This window comes from Cupriavidus sp. KK10 (assembly GCF_018223725.1).
Lineage (GTDB): Bacteria > Pseudomonadota > Gammaproteobacteria > Burkholderiales > Burkholderiaceae > Cupriavidus > Cupriavidus necator.
In genome coordinates this window covers 568,103-582,694 of sequence record NZ_CP073678.1, presented here as the reverse complement: position 1 = coordinate 582,694, position 14,592 = coordinate 568,103, and the positions used below count along the sequence as shown (strand labels likewise).

Below are 14,592 nucleotides of genomic sequence, written 5' to 3'. Positions count from 1 at the left end.
CGCGAATCTGGGAAGACCTACGAAGGAAAGCCAAGGTCAGAACCGGACTGGGGAAATCCCACCGTCCGGGATCGTAGGGGGGCTTGCGGAATCGTTGTGACCATGGGAGCCGGACTGAGGCCCAACGGGAAACTGTTGGACAAGCCACCGGACCCTGCCGTCACGTGCGCGCCGCACTTCTATCCCGACCACATGCGCGAGAAGTTAAAGCCGATGCTGGTCGACGATGAACATGGCGACGACATCGTCGCGCAATGCCAAGCACCGGAAGTTCACCCAGGTCAGGCTGATCCGGATGTTCTGACGCCTGCCATGCTCGGCGGGGTCCGGCCCGATGTCACGCTGCGATAGAGGCCGCATGCAAGCGAAGCGCCCGGGAGTAGTGCCCGAGGCCCGGCGTAGTGGCTTTGGCACATTGGGCGTGACTCATTCGAGCGACGATACTGCGGGCCGATATGCAATCTTCTCGGCCTCGGCCCGCTTCAGCCCCAGCGTCTGAAGCAGGGTTGCCACTGTTCGCTCGCCGATGTTGTTTGCGTTGAGGCCAAGTTTCTTGAACCTCGCGGCTTCCGCTTTCATTGCCGCCGGATCGTCAAAGAAAGGCATCATCGCGATGGCTGTGAGCACGGTCCCGCCCACAGACGCGAAGGACATGAGCAGATCGTCCGAGGTAAAGCGTTTCGCCGCAATGCCGCGTTCAATATCCCGAAGAAGCCGGTGACCGAGCCCCCTTTGCAAGACGCGCGCCGACAGCCCGTCCCGGATAAGAAATTGTCCCCATACCGGTTCGCGCCGCGCACGCATCAGCGTATAGCGCACGGCAACGGCGATCACTTCGGCCGGGTCGGTCAGGCCGCTGGAAAGGCGGTCCACCGTGTCGGCAAATTCCTCGAATACCGAATCGACGAGCGCAGCGTAGATCGCTTCCTTTGATTCAAAATGGTTATAGAACGAGCCGAAGCCGACATCGGCGGCTTCCGTAATTTCGTTGATGGCAACGCCTTCCATGCCTTTTTCGGCCATGAGCCTGAGGGCAGCGTCGAGCAGGCGGGCGCGCGTTTCGCGCTTGCGGCGGGCGCCGCGCGGCTCCCGGTCCTCGGCCGGCTTCGGCAGCGCGACTGGTTCAGGGGCGGGGCGCTTGAGTGCGCGGCGATTCGACGTAGTGGGCATAGGACTTCCGGGGCTTTCACTCGGATGACAGTATAGATTCCAACGTCATTAGTGACAACACAATCATTAATGACATGAGGAGTCGCACTGCTGCGTTCGACAACGCCGCGGAGCCGGCATCTGCCGTCGGGTCACCGACGCCGCGCCGGGGCGACTCAGTCATGCGAAAACTTGGTATTGGAGCTTCGGCGTCTTGAAATCACGACAGCCTATCAGGCGAACTACCTCGCCAATTCCCGACCACCAGCATGGGACAAAGTCCGTCGACACCCTGATGCGCAGGAAATTGTATGATGATCATTACTGATGAGATTGTCAGTTACGAGTGAAAGATCTATACTGATCGCGAAATAACTGGATCAGCCATGCAAACACTTTCCCAGCAAACCATTCTAAAAGCAGGAATCGCAGCCAACCGGGCCGCCACTCACGCGAAATCGCGTAACGCAGCGAAGGAGATCGTCAGGCGCTTCCTGCTGTCGAAGCGCGCCCTCGAACGCCAGCCCGTGAGCGCAGTGGTCTTGCGCAAGAGTTTCCTCTTCATGGACTCGAATCGAATGCGTGCCACGAGTATCGAGAGCATGCGTTGCTCGTTCGAGGCGCTCGCTTATTTCGCAGGAGCTAGCGGCCTTGCCGAACTAGCGGTCGCGATTGAAGACCTGGATGCGACCTTGCCGTATTCGCACCTATCGCGGCAACTTCCTGGCCTTGGGGTGTTGTTCAACAAGGGGTGGTGCGAGTTCCGGTTTGACGAGGAAGAGGGCGCGAAGCTGCTCTCCTTCGTCAATCGCCATGGCGCTACCTTTATGTTCGATCATTGCTGATCACGCGGCTACTCTTCCTCATATCCTTTCCACCAAATGAAGCCACGTTCCCCTGGGACATTGGCTCCAGCCTCAAACCTGGGGATTCCTTACCGTGTACCTCTCTTCGCGTTTCACAGCAGCCGCCGTTTTCGCATTGGCGGTGGTTTTGGCGTTGGTCATATATTTTCTGACCACCACAGCCGACGGCACTTTGCTGCTCCAGCAATTGACGATCTGCTTCACCCTGGGTGAGTTGATCGCTGTCGCGAGTTTGTTGAAGGCGCTGGTCTCGTTGGACGACGGCTCGGCCACCCTGGATTCTGATGCGGGTGCGTTTGCGTACCAGCTGGGATAGCGCGCGAACGCGCCATCGAGGCAAGTTGGACTTTGCCCGCGCTCCTCCCTTGCGCTCAACTACTGCACGGGTTCGTGGCTGACCGCCAAAGTCGGAAGTGGGTGGCCGACCTCATGTACGTCTGGACAGCTTAATGATAGTTGTCAAGAATCATAAATGACATTAGTATCAGATCAGAGTTTTGCATCATCTATATATCGCGCGCCGGTCCCAACTGGCGACCCAAGCTTCGCCAAGGAGAACTAAATGAATCGTCTTTCCCAATCAGCAATCGGCGTTCTCACGACCTTCGGCATCGACATTCCGTTCGCCAAGAGATCGCAACCGGTCAGCGCAAGCGGTGCCGCGCCGGTTGTGAACTGGAATCCCGCGGTCCGGGTCGGCGTGCAGTCTGCCGTACAAGGGCAATTCAGCAGCCAGTGCCAGCGCCCGCTCAATGCGCAGGGCGCGAGCGAAAGCGGTGAGGGTATGGGTGATGTCGAGATGATTGCCGGCTGGCATTACGTCGGCGACAAGCTGCGGATGCTGGGCGGTGCGTCGCTTGTGGTGCCGACGGGAAAATACAGCGCTAGCGCCGTCCCGGATATCGGCACCGGAAATTACTACAGGGTGCGTCCCGCCATTCAGGCGGCCTATCTGACCACGGTCTATCTTCCCACATCCGACTTGGCCTTCGCGGTCAAGGTATGCGCCGGCCTGAATAGCCGGAACCGGGTCAGCAATCTGCACAGCGGCAACCGGTTCGGCGTGGGGCTCGCCGCGGGATATAAAGCGCCGATCGGGGTGGTGGGAGCGCATGCGAACCGGGTCCGGCAGTACCAGGACGACGACAACGATCCGCTGGGCGCAAGCCGGTTTCGTTCCGACAATGTAGGGATGTTCTCCACGACGCAGATTCCGGTGCTGAATGCGGCAATGACCGTGCAGAACATGGCGACGACATTGTCGCGCAATGCCAGGCACGGAAACTTCACCCAGGCCCCCGGCTGATGAAAATGAGCCGACTGCTGCTTGGGCGGACGAAAGCCGGCAGCAGTCGGGGTCGTCTGCACATGGCGCAGCTCAGCGGCATGCCTGAATGAAGCTTCCGGCTATCTGACGCGTGGGTGCCCGATAGCGCGGGTCATTCCGGCTGGATGCCGGCGGCTTTGATCACCTCAGCCCATTTCACGGTCTCACCGCGCACGAACGCTGCCAGCTCTTCTGGCGTCGATGGGGAGGTTTGGCCTCCTGTCCGGCTGAAGTGTTCGGTAGCCGCCGGGCTCGTCAGCCCTTGTCGAATCAGCTCGCTCATCCGCGCGACGATCGGCTTTGGCGTATTGGCAGGGAAGAAGGCAGCCACCCAGGCCGTCATCTCGTACCCTGGCAGGCCGCTTTCCGCCATGGTCGGGACATTGCCGAGCAGGGGATTGCGCCTGGACGTGGTCACGGCGACTGCGCGCAGCTTGCCGTTCTGGATCAGGGGCAGGGCCGGATTGATATCGGAAATCATGAAGTCGACCTGTTGGCCCATCAAGTCGGTCAGTCCCTGCGGCACGCCCTTGTAGGGCACATGCAGTGCCGGTGCGCCGCTCATCATCTTGTAGAGCTCACTGGCGACCCGGGTGGAGGAACTGCCGCTGGCGAAGGTCATCTTGCCTTGCCGGTATTTCGCCAGCGTGGTCAGTTCTGACACCTTCTACGGCGCACCTCCGCTGATTTGACTAAATCAAGTGCAAGGAAAAGGCATGAGTAACTTCAAATTAACATCTCCTGAATTCAAGGATCAGGAGCCGTTGCAACGGGTGCATGAGTTCGACGGCTACGACGGCACCGGCCAGAACCGTTCGCCCGCGCTGCAATGGCAGGGCGCGCCGGAAGGCACCAAGAGTTTCGCGCTGACACTGTTCGACCCGGACGCACCCACCGGCAGTGGTTTCTGGCACTGGATCCTGTTCGACATCCATTCGTCCGTCACCCAGCTCGCCGCAGGGCCTGGGCTCCAGCGACGGCACTGACCCGGGCGCATGCGGCACTCAGGTCGCCAACGACTATGGCGCCATCGGCTACGGCGGTCCCTGCCCGCCCAAGGGTCTGCCCCCGCACCGCTACCCGTTGTCAATCGGATTGGTTCGGTTTCTGGTCAGTGCATTTGATCTGAATTTCCTGAGAGCGACGTAGCAGTAATTCTCGACGGTGGATCATTGATCGCCAGTTCGAGGTCGCCCGTGGCAGCGGGCAGGGCAGCCACGTGGGTGCCGACACCCCGCTGGCTACGAATCAGCCCTTCCTTGGAAAGCAGCTCGTACGCCTGCCGGACGGTAACCACGGCCACGCCCAGGTCAGCCGCGAGCTGCGTGATCGGCGGCAGCAGCATGCCGAGCGGATACTCGCCCTTTGCAATCCGGTGCCTCAGCAACGAAGCCAGCCGCTGATATTGCGCAACGCCCCGTCCAGCGGACAGCTCCGCCCGCTCCATCCCCGTAGTTCGATCGTCCGTCATTCCAGTTGCCTGACATTCAGAACCTTGGAGTATGCACCAGAAGAACGGGGGGCCCTTAGCTGGAGCCGGTAGCAGCGACATGTGGAGCGGTGGCAGCCGGTGCGAAGCGTTTCACGTCTAGCGGTCAAGCGATTGCACGCCAACTGCAATATCGGCCGCGGTGGCCGCGAGGATCTCCCGATACGCCTTCACCACGCCCTCCACCTGTCCGGGCGCAGGCACCTCCGCTTCGGTGCGGCCGCTCAGGACCTTGCCGTCCGGCAGCCGCCGCACGGTCCAGGCGATGGTTGCCGCTGCCCGCTTGCCCACGTCGGCGTCGAGGGCCACCACATCGGTCGTCACGCGGAATGCCGGCTGCGTCGCCGACAGGCCGCGCTGGTAGACATCCACCGCATCGAGGCTCGCTTGCAGTTGCTGCGACAGCGCATCGCGCAGTTCGTTGGGTAATGGCGACGTCCAGCGCGAGGTGTCGGACAGCTTGAGGCCACCGCTGTTGCCGTCACGCACCACCAGCTGAATGCGGTTCAGGCGCTCTGGGACGCGCACCGGCGTGACCTCGATCCATAACGGGTCGCCGCTACGGCTGGTTCGCCCCGTCACGGGCGGCGCGGCGTCGGAGCGACTGGCGGCCAGCGTGTAGTAGCGCGCCTCGGGCGACGCGCAGCCGTTCATCACGGCCGTGGCCGCGGCGGCCAGCGTAACAAGCATCGTCAGACGTTTTATCATTTCTCTTCCCTCTTGCCTTGCAGGAGCGCTTCGGGATGCCGCTCGAGATAATCGGTGAGCGTGCGCAGCGAGACGGCGGTTTGCGTGAGTTCCTGCATCATCCGGCGCGTATCCTGTTGCAGCGATGCGTCGGGCGCCAGCGCGCCATTGGCCGTGGTGAGCGTGCGGCGCACATCCTGCAGCGCGGCGACCACCTGTGGTGCCACGTCGCCATTGACCTGTGCCACGAGCTTGTCCGCCTTGACCAGCATCTTGTTCATCGACACCATCGCCGTGCGCGCGTCCTGCCCGATCTGGTCGAACGGCACCTTGCCGATCTTGGTCACGATGTCGCCAAGCTTTGCCTGCAGTTCGTCGAAGGTGCCGGGCGTGGTTGGAAGTTCCGGAAGCGGCGCGTTCAGGTCCGGATCAGCTGGTAGAGGCGCCTTCGGAAAGAAATCGAGTGCCACATATAGCTGGCCGGTCAGCAGGTTGCCGGTGCGCAACTGCGCACGCATGCCGCGCTGTACCAGGCTATGCACGATGGCAAGCTTGCGCGTGTCGTCAGCCACGTCTTTCTCGCGCAGTCCCATGCGTGACGGATAGAGCTCCACCACCACAGGCATGCGGAAGGCCTTCTTGTCACGCTGGTACTCGATGCCGATCGAGCGTACCTGCCCAACCGTCACGCCGCGGAAATCGACCGGCGCACCGGGCGACAGCCCGCGCACGGACTGATCGAAGTTCAGCACTGCCAGCGCGGGGGCGAGCTCGTCCGGTTCCTTCATGGCTTCGGACTGGTCCGCTGCCAGCAGGTACTCGGTGTTCTCGGCGGCCGCGGCATGCGCGGTCGAGTGGTCCGGGGCCTGGAAGGCTACGCCGCCAAGCATCACGGTGGCCAGCGACTGCGTGGACAACTTCAGTCCGTTCGCGTCCAGTTTTAGGTCGACACCGCTGGCGTGCCAGAAGCGCGTATCGGCGGAAACGAGCTTGTCATAGGGCTTGTCGACGAAGACCCGCAGCGTGATGTCGCGGCCGTTCGGTTCGAGCTGGTACGCCACCACATGGCCGACCCGCACGCGACGATAGTAGACCGGTGAGCCGATGTCGAGCGAGCCCAGGTCCTGCGCACGCAGCACGAACTGCCTGCCCGAGGCGTCGGTGGTGATGACCGGCGGATTTTCGAGCCCGGTGAAGCTGTGCGTGGTCTCGCCCGACTTGCCGGCATCCACGCCGATATATGCGCCCGATAGCAGCGTCTCCAGTCCCGACACGCCGCTCATGGCAAAGCGGGGACGTACCACCCAGAATCGTGTGTCGGCCACGGCGAAGCTTTTGGCGTCCTTGGTCAGCGCAATCGTCGCGATCACATGTGAGCGGTCCGCTGCCAGCCGTGCCGTCTTGACCAGGCCGATGTCGACGTCCTTGTAGCGCACGGGCGTCTTGCCCGGTGTCAGGCCTTCTGCGGTGCTGAACGTCACGGTGATTTCTGGCCCGCGCGATGCCAGCGTGTGGATCAGCAGCGAAAGTCCGACCACCGCGGCAACGATGGGGATCAGCCAGACCAGCGAAGGCACCCAGCGCGCTGGCGGCTTGCGGTCCGGCAGCGGTATGGCTTGCGGCGTGGGGGGATTAATGTGTTCCGGCATGGTCGGCTTGCGAAGAGTCGAGAGGATGAGGTGGCGTATCGAAGGTATCCCACAGAAGACGGGGATCGAAGCTCAATGATGCGAGCATGGTCAGTACGACGACCGAGGCAAAGGCCAGGGCGCCGGCCCCTGGCGTGATGGTGGCCAGCGCCCCGGCCCGCACCAGCGAGGCCAGCAGTGCCACCACGAAGATATCGAGCATGGACCACCGGCCGATGACTTCGACCAGCGCGTAGAGCCGGGTCTGCTCGCGGATGCGCCAGGTCGATTTGCGGCGCACCGATAGCAGCAGCAATGTCAGGATCATCATCTTCAGCAGCGGCACGACGATGCTGGCGACCAGCACCACAAGGGCCAGCATGTGCGAGCCGGACAGCCACAGATAGATCACGCCGGACATGATGGTGTCGCGCTGCGTGCCGAAAATTGACTGCGTCACCATGATCGGCAGCAGATTGGCCGGGATATACAGGAGGTAGGCGGCCAGCAGGAAGGCCCAGGCGCGCGTCATGCTGGCCGGCTTGCGATGATGCAATGCGGCGCCGCAGCGTGGACAGGGTGCCCCCTCCAGCGTCATCGGACTGAGCAGGTCGCACGCGTGGCACGCCAGCAGGCCCTGGGAAGTCGCCGTCGGGCGGTGCAATCGGTGCGCGCTCATGACGCGGTATCCGGCGGGACGGCCGGTACGCTGTCCGTGCCGCGCACGTCGAGATGGTGCCAGAGGTCGCGCGGGGGGAACGACAGGATGGCGGCAAGGACCACCACGAGCGCGCCGAACGACCAGAGTGCGACGCCAGGCAGCACCTGTGCGACGGTCGAGAGTTTCACCAACGTGACGAGCACGCCGATCATGAACACTTCGATCATGCCCCATGGGCGGATTAGCAGGATGGTCCGCACGATGCAATGGAACGCGCGGGGCATGCGGCGCCGGGCCATCGGCACGAGCAGGAAGCCCATCATGAGCAGCTCGGCCAGTGGCAGCATGAGCGTCGTGGCGAACACGAGCACGGCCACCAGCGTCATGTCGTCTGTGTAGAGCACCTGTATCGCGCCCCATAGGGTGGTCTCCATGCGCGTGCCCTTGAGGTCCATGGCGACGATCGGGTACGCGTTCGAGACCAGCAAAAGGAGCACGGCCGTCACGACGAGCGGCAGCAGGCGACGGTAGGCCTGCGTGCTGTTGCGATACAGCAACCCGCCGCAGCGCAGGCAGATGGCCCGTTCACCGGCCTTAAGTGCCAAGTGGACATGAAGTGCGTCGCAATGCTCGCACGCGATCAGCCGATGTGGATTCTGGCACGGAGGCGGCGGAGATGAGGGGGGCTGATGCACGGACGGGGTTCAGGGAACAGGAAGATGAAAGTCTGGCAGTATGCTACATATTGACTTGAGAGTCATCATGACACACGTTATCTTACAAAGCATCCAGGGGCGACGCGGGCGCGCAAGATGCCCGTCTCGCGCTGTGCCATAATCGCCCGTCACATAAGCTCCTCTTACTGAACATGCCCGCCGATCCCGAATTCCAAGACCATCGTCCACGCGTCGCCGCTGAACGGCGTGCGCGGATGCGCAGGCGTCTCATTGAAAGCGCGATGGTCGTCTTTGCACAGCGGGGCATTGGCTCGAGCGTGATCCCGGAGGTCATCGCGGCAGCCGGCGTCTCGCAGGGCTCCTTCTACAACTACTTCCGCACGAACGATGATCTGCTGGAGGCTGTCAGCGACGTGCTCAGTCATGACATGGTGCAAATGATCGAGGGCGTGGCGGGCGATATCGAGGATCCGGCGCTGCGCGTTGCCACCGCTGGTCGGCTGTATCTGCACCTGGTGCGCACCTATCCGATCGTTGCGCAGTTTCTTTCCGGTACGGGTTTCAGTCTCGTCGGCAAGAAGAGCGCGATATATGAACACCTGCCCGCGGATATCAAGGAGGGCGTGAAGCGCGGCACGTTCGACGCGGACGCCGCCGACATAGGGCTGGACATGGCGACGGGCGCCGTGCTGATCGCCGTCCAACGCATTGCCAACGGGAGAACGGCCAGGGATTATCCTGAACGCATTGTCCGAGTGGTGTTGAAAGCGCTTGGGGTACCGGCAGCGAGCGCTGCAAAGTTGATAGCGGCGCCGCTGCCTAAGTTGGTCGCGCCACCGGAATCCTTGCTCAAAGCGGCGCAGCAGAAGTTCGCCGCCCTCGCCGAAGCCTCCAGCTAGCGACCCCGCACCTGCGTCTATGACGCGTCGTTGATCGTTTCGGCGAGCATGTCCTTGAATAGCACGATGCTCGCATTTAGCGGCGAACTGGATATGGCGTCGGCCGCAGCGCCTTCCACGCCCAGGGCGCGCAATGCCACTGCGGCGGCTAGTTCCGAAAAATCATCGCGGCACTCGGTCTCCAGCATGCGGTGCATCGCGCTCATTGCGGCGCCGGTAACGATATTGAACGCCAGTGTGATCGGCATGCGCGTGAAGCGATTGCGGCGAACCCCTTCTTCTATGTCCCGGCGGACAAATTCCAGCATACTGGGCGCCTGGTGGCCCGCCCACCCGAACCGTCCCAGGATGCCCGCCACACCAGGCTGGTGTACCGCCAGCATCGAGGCCAACCGTATGCCCCTGGCGATGTGTTCGGCAGGATCGTCATGGCCCCGCACGATGGGGTCGGCCACTCGGACCCATTGTACGGCGACCTTCCCTATCAGTTCGCGCATGATTGAATCGGACGACGGAAAGTACTTGTAGAACGTTCCGCGCGACACCTGCGCCGTGGAGATGATGTCGTCGATCGAAGGCGACGTTGCGCGATTCTCCACCAGCAACTGCAGCGCGCTGTTCAGCAACAGCGAACGCATGCGCTGCCGCCGCTTGGCCGCAACGCGCTGACGGTGGTCGGTTGCCTCCCACGGCTCTCCTTCAGCGGCAAATCCCTTCTCTATCGCGGTCATTGATCTGTTCTCTCCTCGGGGTCAGTGGAATCGGCATGGCCGCGCGCGCCTTTTTCGTCTCATGCGCTCAGGCATCCGCTCAGCATCTCCATGTCGTTTCATGTCACAAGCAAAATAATTTGTACGTCATCATGACACCTAAGTCATTATAAGGTATATTTCGGGCTCTTGGGAAGGGCGAAAGCCCGAACAGGCCTGCTGTCACTACGCCCGGAACGAGTTCGTTGCATCGGCTCGGTGGCGCGAACCGCTGATGACTCGCAGGCGAGTGACGGACCTATTGGAGCGTAGAAATTGAACAGGAATCATCGAGCGGCAGTGCTCACCATCATCGCGGCGGCGAGCCTGCTGGCGGCGTGTACACAGAAACCTGCGTCTGAACACACGGACGTGAGGCCGGTCCGGACGGTGGTCGTCGGGCGTAGCAACGGCTCGGTCGGCGCGAACTATTCGGGCGAGATCCGGGCGCGTTACGAAAGTCAGCTGGGATTCCGCACGGCGGGGAAGATCGTCGCGCGGATGGTGGAAGTGGGCAGCCATGTCAAGCGCGGCCAGCAGTTGTTCCAGCTCGATCCCACCCAGGAAACGTTGCAGGTGGCGGCGGCTGGCGCGGAGGCCGATGCGGCGCGAAGCCGGGTAGCCCAGGCGCGGGTCGATGTGAAACGTACCGAGCAACTGTTGGCGCAGAACTTTGCCTCGCAGGCCGAACTGGATCAGCAGCGCCTGGCGCTGAGCCAGGCCGAAGCCCAACTGCGCTCGGCCCAGGCGCGCCAGCAACTGAACACCAACCTGCGCGGGTTCACCACGCTCGTGGCCGACCGCGATGGCGTGGTCAGCGCCGTCAACGCGGAAGCCGGCCAGGTGGTAGCGGCCGGCCAGTCGATCGCCACCGTTGCGGCCGACGGCGAGCGCGAGGTCTCGATCAGCATTCCGGAGTCGCGCGTCGACGAACTGCGCAAGGCCCAGAAGCTTTCGATCACGGTGTGGGCGCATCCGGACAAGTCCTGGAGCGGCAAGCTCCGCGAGCTTGCGCCGGACGCTGACAGTGTCACGCGCACGTACTCCGCGCGCATTTCGATCCTGGACGCAGACGCCGATCCCAGCCTCCTCCGGCTGGGCATGACAGCGTCCGTCATGGTCCCCGACGTGGACGGAAGTGGCGCGATTCGGGTGCCACTGACCGCCATCGTCGATCACGAGCGTGGCCGGCAGGTGTGGGTGGTGGACCCCAAGACGTCGCGGGTGACCGCGCGTGAAGTCAATCTCGGCGCCGCGCAGAACGACAGCGTCATTGTGGTCGGGGGACTGGCCAGCGGAGAAACCGTGGTGAGTGCCGGCGTGCATATGCTGCAGCCCGGCCAGGAGGTGAAGGTGGCGGAGGCGGTGTCCGTCGCTCAGGTGGGAGGTTCGAAGTGAAAGGCGTCAATTTGTCCGAATGGGCGCTGAAGCACCCGCAGATGATCGCGTTCCTGCTGCTGCTGTTGTCCGTGGCCGGCGTGCTGGCCTATGGTAGCCTGGGCCAGAAGGAAGACCCCGAATTCACGATCAAGACCATGGTCGTGCAAGCCTACTGGCCGGGAAGCTCCGCGCAGCAGATGGCCGACCAGGTTGCGGACAAACTCGAGCGCAAGCTGCAGGAGGTGGCGGAGATTGACTATACGTCCACCTACGTGAAGCCGGGCGAAACGCAGATCAAGGTCAACCTGCGTGAGGAAGTACCCCGGTCTGCCGTGCCGGATGTGTGGTATCAGGTCCGCAAGAAGATAGGTGACATCCGCCATACCTTGCCGCAGGGCACGCAGGGGCCCTTCTTCAATGACGAGTTCGGGGACACTTTCGGTAACCTCTATGCCATCACGGGCGATGGATTCAACTATGACGACCTGAGACGGATCGCCGATGCCGCGCGTAATGAGTTCCTTCGCGTCGACGACGTCAACAAGGTTGACCTCGTCGGCAAGCAGGAACAGAAGGTCTATGTGGAAGTCTCCACCGCCAAGCTCGCGTCGCTGGGGATTGACCCGGCACTGATTGCCCAGACCCTCGCGCAAACTAATGTGGTGACCTCGGGCGGGACAGTGCAAACCAGCGCTGAACGGGTGCGGCTGGACGTGAGCGGCGAGTTCGACTCCGTCGAAGGCATTCGCGCCATCGGCATCCGTGCCGGCCCGCGTACCTTCCGGCTGGGCGATATCGCCGACGTCCGTCGCGGTTTTGTCGACCCCGCCACCTCGCGGATGCGCTTCAACGGCAACGAGACCATCGGCCTTGCGGTGAGCATGCGCAAGGGCGGCGATGTGATTCGACTTGGCGCGAAGCTCGATGAAACAGTCAAGCGCATCGAGGCTACCCTGCCGGTTGGGGTGCAGATTCACGCGGTCAGCGACCAGCCACGCATCGTCGAGCATTCCGTTTTCGAGTTCAAGAAGAGCCTCGCGGAGGCGGTGATCATTGTGCTCGTCGTGAGTTTCCTGTCGTTGGGCCTGCGCACCGGACTTGTTGTTGCGCTGAGCATCCCGCTCGTGCTGGCCATGACGTTCCTGGCGATGTACGTGATGGGGATCGACCTGCAGCGCATCTCGCTCGGTGCGCTGATCATTGCGCTCGGGCTGCTGGTGGACGACGCCATCATTGCCGTCGAAATGATGGCACTGAAGCTCGAACAGGGCTGGGACAAATTCCGCGCCGCCACCTACGCCTACACGGCCACCGCTTTCCCGATGCTGACCGGCACGCTGATCACGGCGGCGGGCTTTCTTCCGGTCGGCTTTGCGAAGTCCGGCACCGGCGAGTATGTGTATTCACTGTTCCAGGTGGTGGGCATCTCGCTGCTGTTGTCGTGGATCGTGGCCGTGCTGTTCACGCCGTACATCGGCTTCAAGCTGTTGAAGGAGCATGCGCATGCCTCGCATGATGAGGAGGCGGTCTACCAGCGCGGCTTCTATGTCAAGTTCCGCCGCTTCATCGATTTTTGCCTGAGACAGCGCGTATGGGTGCTCGGCGTCACGCTCGCCGCGTTTGTGGGTGCTCTGATGCTGTTCAAGGCTGTACCCCAGCAGTTCTTTCCGGCATCGGACCGGGCCGAGCTGATCGTGGACATGTGGATGCCGGAGGCCTCGACGTTCGACGCGAGCCAGAGCGAGGTGCAGAAGCTCGAAGCGATGCTCAAGGGCGATCCGGACATTGCCGCGGTGACCAGCTTCGTGGGCAATGGGGCGCCGCGCTTCTACCTGCCGCTCGATGCGCAGACCCCTAACCTGAACCTCGGCGAAATGATGGTGATGACCAAGGGCGGCGAGGCACGGGAGCGGGTCAAAGAGAAGCTCGAGAAGCTGTTCGCAGACAAGTTCCCGAACGTGCGCGGCCGCGTCAATCGACTCGAGAACGGGCCGCCCGTCGGTTACCCGGTGCAGTTCCGCGTTTTCGGCCAGGACAACGACAAGGTCCGTGCCATCGGACAGAAGGTGGCGGCCATCATGCGTGAGGAACCGCACGTGCGCCAGGTCAACCAGGACTGGGGCGAGCGCATCAAGCGCGTGCAGGTTGACGTCGATCAGGACAAGGCGCGTGCGCTGGGCATCAGCTCAGGCCAGATCAAGCAGGCGCTCGAGGCGTCGATCTCGGGCACACCGATCACGCAGTTCCGCGAGGAAGACCAGGATATCGACGTTGTGTCACGTCTCGTCGCGGCGGAGCGCACGGACCTGAACAATCTGAAGGACGCCAAGATCTATGTGCGCGACGGCAAGTTCGTGCCGGCCTCGCAGGTGGCCCGGCTCACGCTCGCCAGCGAGGAAGGCGAACTGTGGCGGCGCAACCGCGTGCCGACAATGACCGTGCGTGCCGATATCGCCGGTGCGCAGGCGCCTGATGTGACGCGGGCGCTGCAACCGAAGATCGACGCACTGGCAAAGGATCTCCCGCTCGGCTATGGCATCGAGATCGGCGGTGCGTCGGAATCGAGTGCAAAGGCCCAACGCTCCGTCTTTGCGGTGATGCCGTGGACCATCATCGCGGTGCTGGTGCTGCTGATGATCCAGCTTCAGGACATGAAGAAAATGGCGATTGTCCTGCTGACCGCGCCGCTCGGGCTAATCGGTGTGAGCGTGGTTCTTGCCGCCTTCCGGATTCCTTTCGGCTTTGTTGCGATGTTGGGTGTCATCGCGCTCGCCGGGATGATCATCCGCAACTCGGTGATTCTGGTCGTACAGATCGATCAGGATGTGGGCGCCGGCGTCCCGCTGTGGACGGCCATCGTCGAGGCGGCGGTGCGACGGCTGCGTCCGATCGTGCTGACCGCGCTGGCGGCAATCCTGGCGATGGTGCCGCTCACCCATTCCGTGTTCTGGGGCCCCATGGCGTGGGCAATCATGGGCGGGCTCGCCGTGGCAACGGTGCTGACGCTCGTGTTCCTTCCCGCCCTGTATGCGACGTGGTACCGGGCCAAGCGCCCCGCGACCGTCTGATCGCGAATGTGA

At 62.7% G+C, this 14,592-nt stretch carries 17 protein-coding genes; 9 read left to right on the top strand and 8 right to left on the bottom strand.

Annotation, left to right across the window (positions count from 1 at the left end; genetic code table 11):
• Positions 1-135: 135 nt before the first annotated feature.
• Positions 136-351, top strand: coding sequence for a hypothetical protein (locus tag KB879_RS34015; protein ID WP_211983954.1), 216 nt, complete (start codon positions 136-138; stop codon positions 349-351).
• Positions 352-426: 75 nt separating this feature from the next.
• On the opposite strand, the gene KB879_RS34010 is transcribed toward KB879_RS34015, so the two are convergent.
• Complete coding sequence (locus KB879_RS34010; protein WP_211983952.1) at positions 427-1,170, bottom strand: TetR/AcrR family transcriptional regulator; 744 nt, start codon at positions 1,168-1,170, stop codon at positions 427-429.
• 365 nt (positions 1,171-1,535) lie between these two features.
• Here KB879_RS34010 and KB879_RS34005 point away from each other — a divergent pair, with 365 nt between their 5' ends.
• From KB879_RS34005 to KB879_RS33995, 3 genes are all read left to right on the top strand, one after another.
• Positions 1,536-1,994 carry a hypothetical protein gene (locus KB879_RS34005; protein ID WP_211983950.1) on the top strand — a complete coding sequence of 153 codons (459 nt, stop codon included), beginning with the start codon at positions 1,536-1,538 and terminating at the stop codon, positions 1,992-1,994.
• 94 nt (positions 1,995-2,088) lie between these two features.
• Positions 2,089-2,331, top strand: coding sequence for a hypothetical protein (locus KB879_RS34000; protein ID WP_211983947.1), 243 nt, complete (start codon positions 2,089-2,091; stop codon positions 2,329-2,331).
• Between the two features lie 246 nt (positions 2,332-2,577).
• A complete protein-coding gene (locus tag KB879_RS33995; RefSeq protein ID WP_211983945.1) occupies positions 2,578-3,321 on the top strand; it encodes a transporter in 744 nt (247 codons plus the stop codon).
• A 133-nt stretch (positions 3,322-3,454) separates the two neighbouring features.
• On the opposite strand, the gene KB879_RS33990 is transcribed toward KB879_RS33995, so the two are convergent.
• Complete coding sequence (locus KB879_RS33990) at positions 3,455-4,006, bottom strand: tripartite tricarboxylate transporter substrate binding protein (RefSeq protein WP_249221507.1); 552 nt, start codon at positions 4,004-4,006, stop codon at positions 3,455-3,457.
• A gap of 52 nt (positions 4,007-4,058) precedes the next feature.
• On the opposite strand from KB879_RS33990, the gene KB879_RS39760 reads away from it, so the two are divergent.
• On the top strand, positions 4,059-4,328 hold the full coding sequence (locus KB879_RS39760) for a YbhB/YbcL family Raf kinase inhibitor-like protein (RefSeq protein WP_249221506.1): 270 nt from the start codon (positions 4,059-4,061) through the stop codon (positions 4,326-4,328).
• On the top strand, positions 4,243-4,491 hold the full coding sequence (locus KB879_RS40285) for a hypothetical protein (protein WP_256449363.1): 249 nt from the start codon (positions 4,243-4,245) through the stop codon (positions 4,489-4,491). The genes KB879_RS39760 and KB879_RS40285 overlap by 86 nt, the downstream gene beginning before the upstream one ends.
• Here KB879_RS40285 and KB879_RS33980 read toward each other — a convergent pair.
• The 5 genes from KB879_RS33980 to KB879_RS33960 all read right to left on the bottom strand — a co-directional run bounded on the left by KB879_RS33980 (position 4,454) and on the right by KB879_RS33960 (position 8,502).
• Positions 4,454-4,813, bottom strand: a complete 360-nt coding sequence (locus tag KB879_RS33980; protein ID WP_249221505.1) for a winged helix-turn-helix domain-containing protein — start codon at positions 4,811-4,813, stop codon at positions 4,454-4,456. The two genes, KB879_RS40285 and KB879_RS33980, sit on opposite strands and share 38 nt — an antisense overlap.
• A 117-nt stretch (positions 4,814-4,930) precedes the next feature.
• A complete protein-coding gene (locus tag KB879_RS33975) occupies positions 4,931-5,539 on the bottom strand; it encodes a membrane integrity-associated transporter subunit PqiC (protein ID WP_211983943.1) in 609 nt (202 codons plus the stop codon).
• Entirely contained in the window at positions 5,536-7,167 is a 1,632-nt protein-coding gene (locus tag KB879_RS33970; protein WP_211983941.1) for an intermembrane transport protein PqiB, read from the bottom strand. Before KB879_RS33970 ends, KB879_RS33975 begins: the two co-directional genes overlap by 4 nt.
• Positions 7,151-7,825, bottom strand: a complete 675-nt coding sequence (locus KB879_RS33965) for a paraquat-inducible protein A (RefSeq protein WP_211983939.1) — start codon at positions 7,823-7,825, stop codon at positions 7,151-7,153. Before KB879_RS33965 ends, KB879_RS33970 begins: the two co-directional genes overlap by 17 nt.
• A complete protein-coding gene (locus KB879_RS33960; protein WP_211983938.1) occupies positions 7,822-8,502 on the bottom strand; it encodes a paraquat-inducible protein A in 681 nt (226 codons plus the stop codon). Before KB879_RS33960 ends, KB879_RS33965 begins: the two co-directional genes overlap by 4 nt.
• A gap of 173 nt (positions 8,503-8,675) precedes the next feature.
• On the opposite strand from KB879_RS33960, the gene KB879_RS33955 reads away from it, so the two are divergent.
• Complete coding sequence (locus KB879_RS33955) at positions 8,676-9,383, top strand: TetR/AcrR family transcriptional regulator (RefSeq protein ID WP_249221504.1); 708 nt, start codon at positions 8,676-8,678, stop codon at positions 9,381-9,383.
• Between the two features lie 17 nt (positions 9,384-9,400).
• On the opposite strand, the gene KB879_RS33950 is transcribed toward KB879_RS33955, so the two are convergent.
• On the bottom strand, positions 9,401-10,114 hold the full coding sequence (locus KB879_RS33950) for a TetR/AcrR family transcriptional regulator (protein ID WP_211983937.1): 714 nt from the start codon (positions 10,112-10,114) through the stop codon (positions 9,401-9,403).
• A gap of 318 nt (positions 10,115-10,432) precedes the next feature.
• Between KB879_RS33950 and KB879_RS33945 the strand changes: the two genes are divergently transcribed.
• Both KB879_RS33945 and KB879_RS33940 read left to right on the top strand, forming a co-directional pair.
• A complete protein-coding gene (locus tag KB879_RS33945) occupies positions 10,433-11,530 on the top strand; it encodes an efflux RND transporter periplasmic adaptor subunit (protein WP_249221503.1) in 1,098 nt (365 codons plus the stop codon).
• Positions 11,527-14,580, top strand: coding sequence for an efflux RND transporter permease subunit (locus KB879_RS33940; protein ID WP_211983935.1), 3,054 nt, complete (start codon positions 11,527-11,529; stop codon positions 14,578-14,580). The genes KB879_RS33945 and KB879_RS33940 overlap by 4 nt, the downstream gene beginning before the upstream one ends.
• The last annotated feature ends 12 nt before the right edge of the window (positions 14,581-14,592 follow it).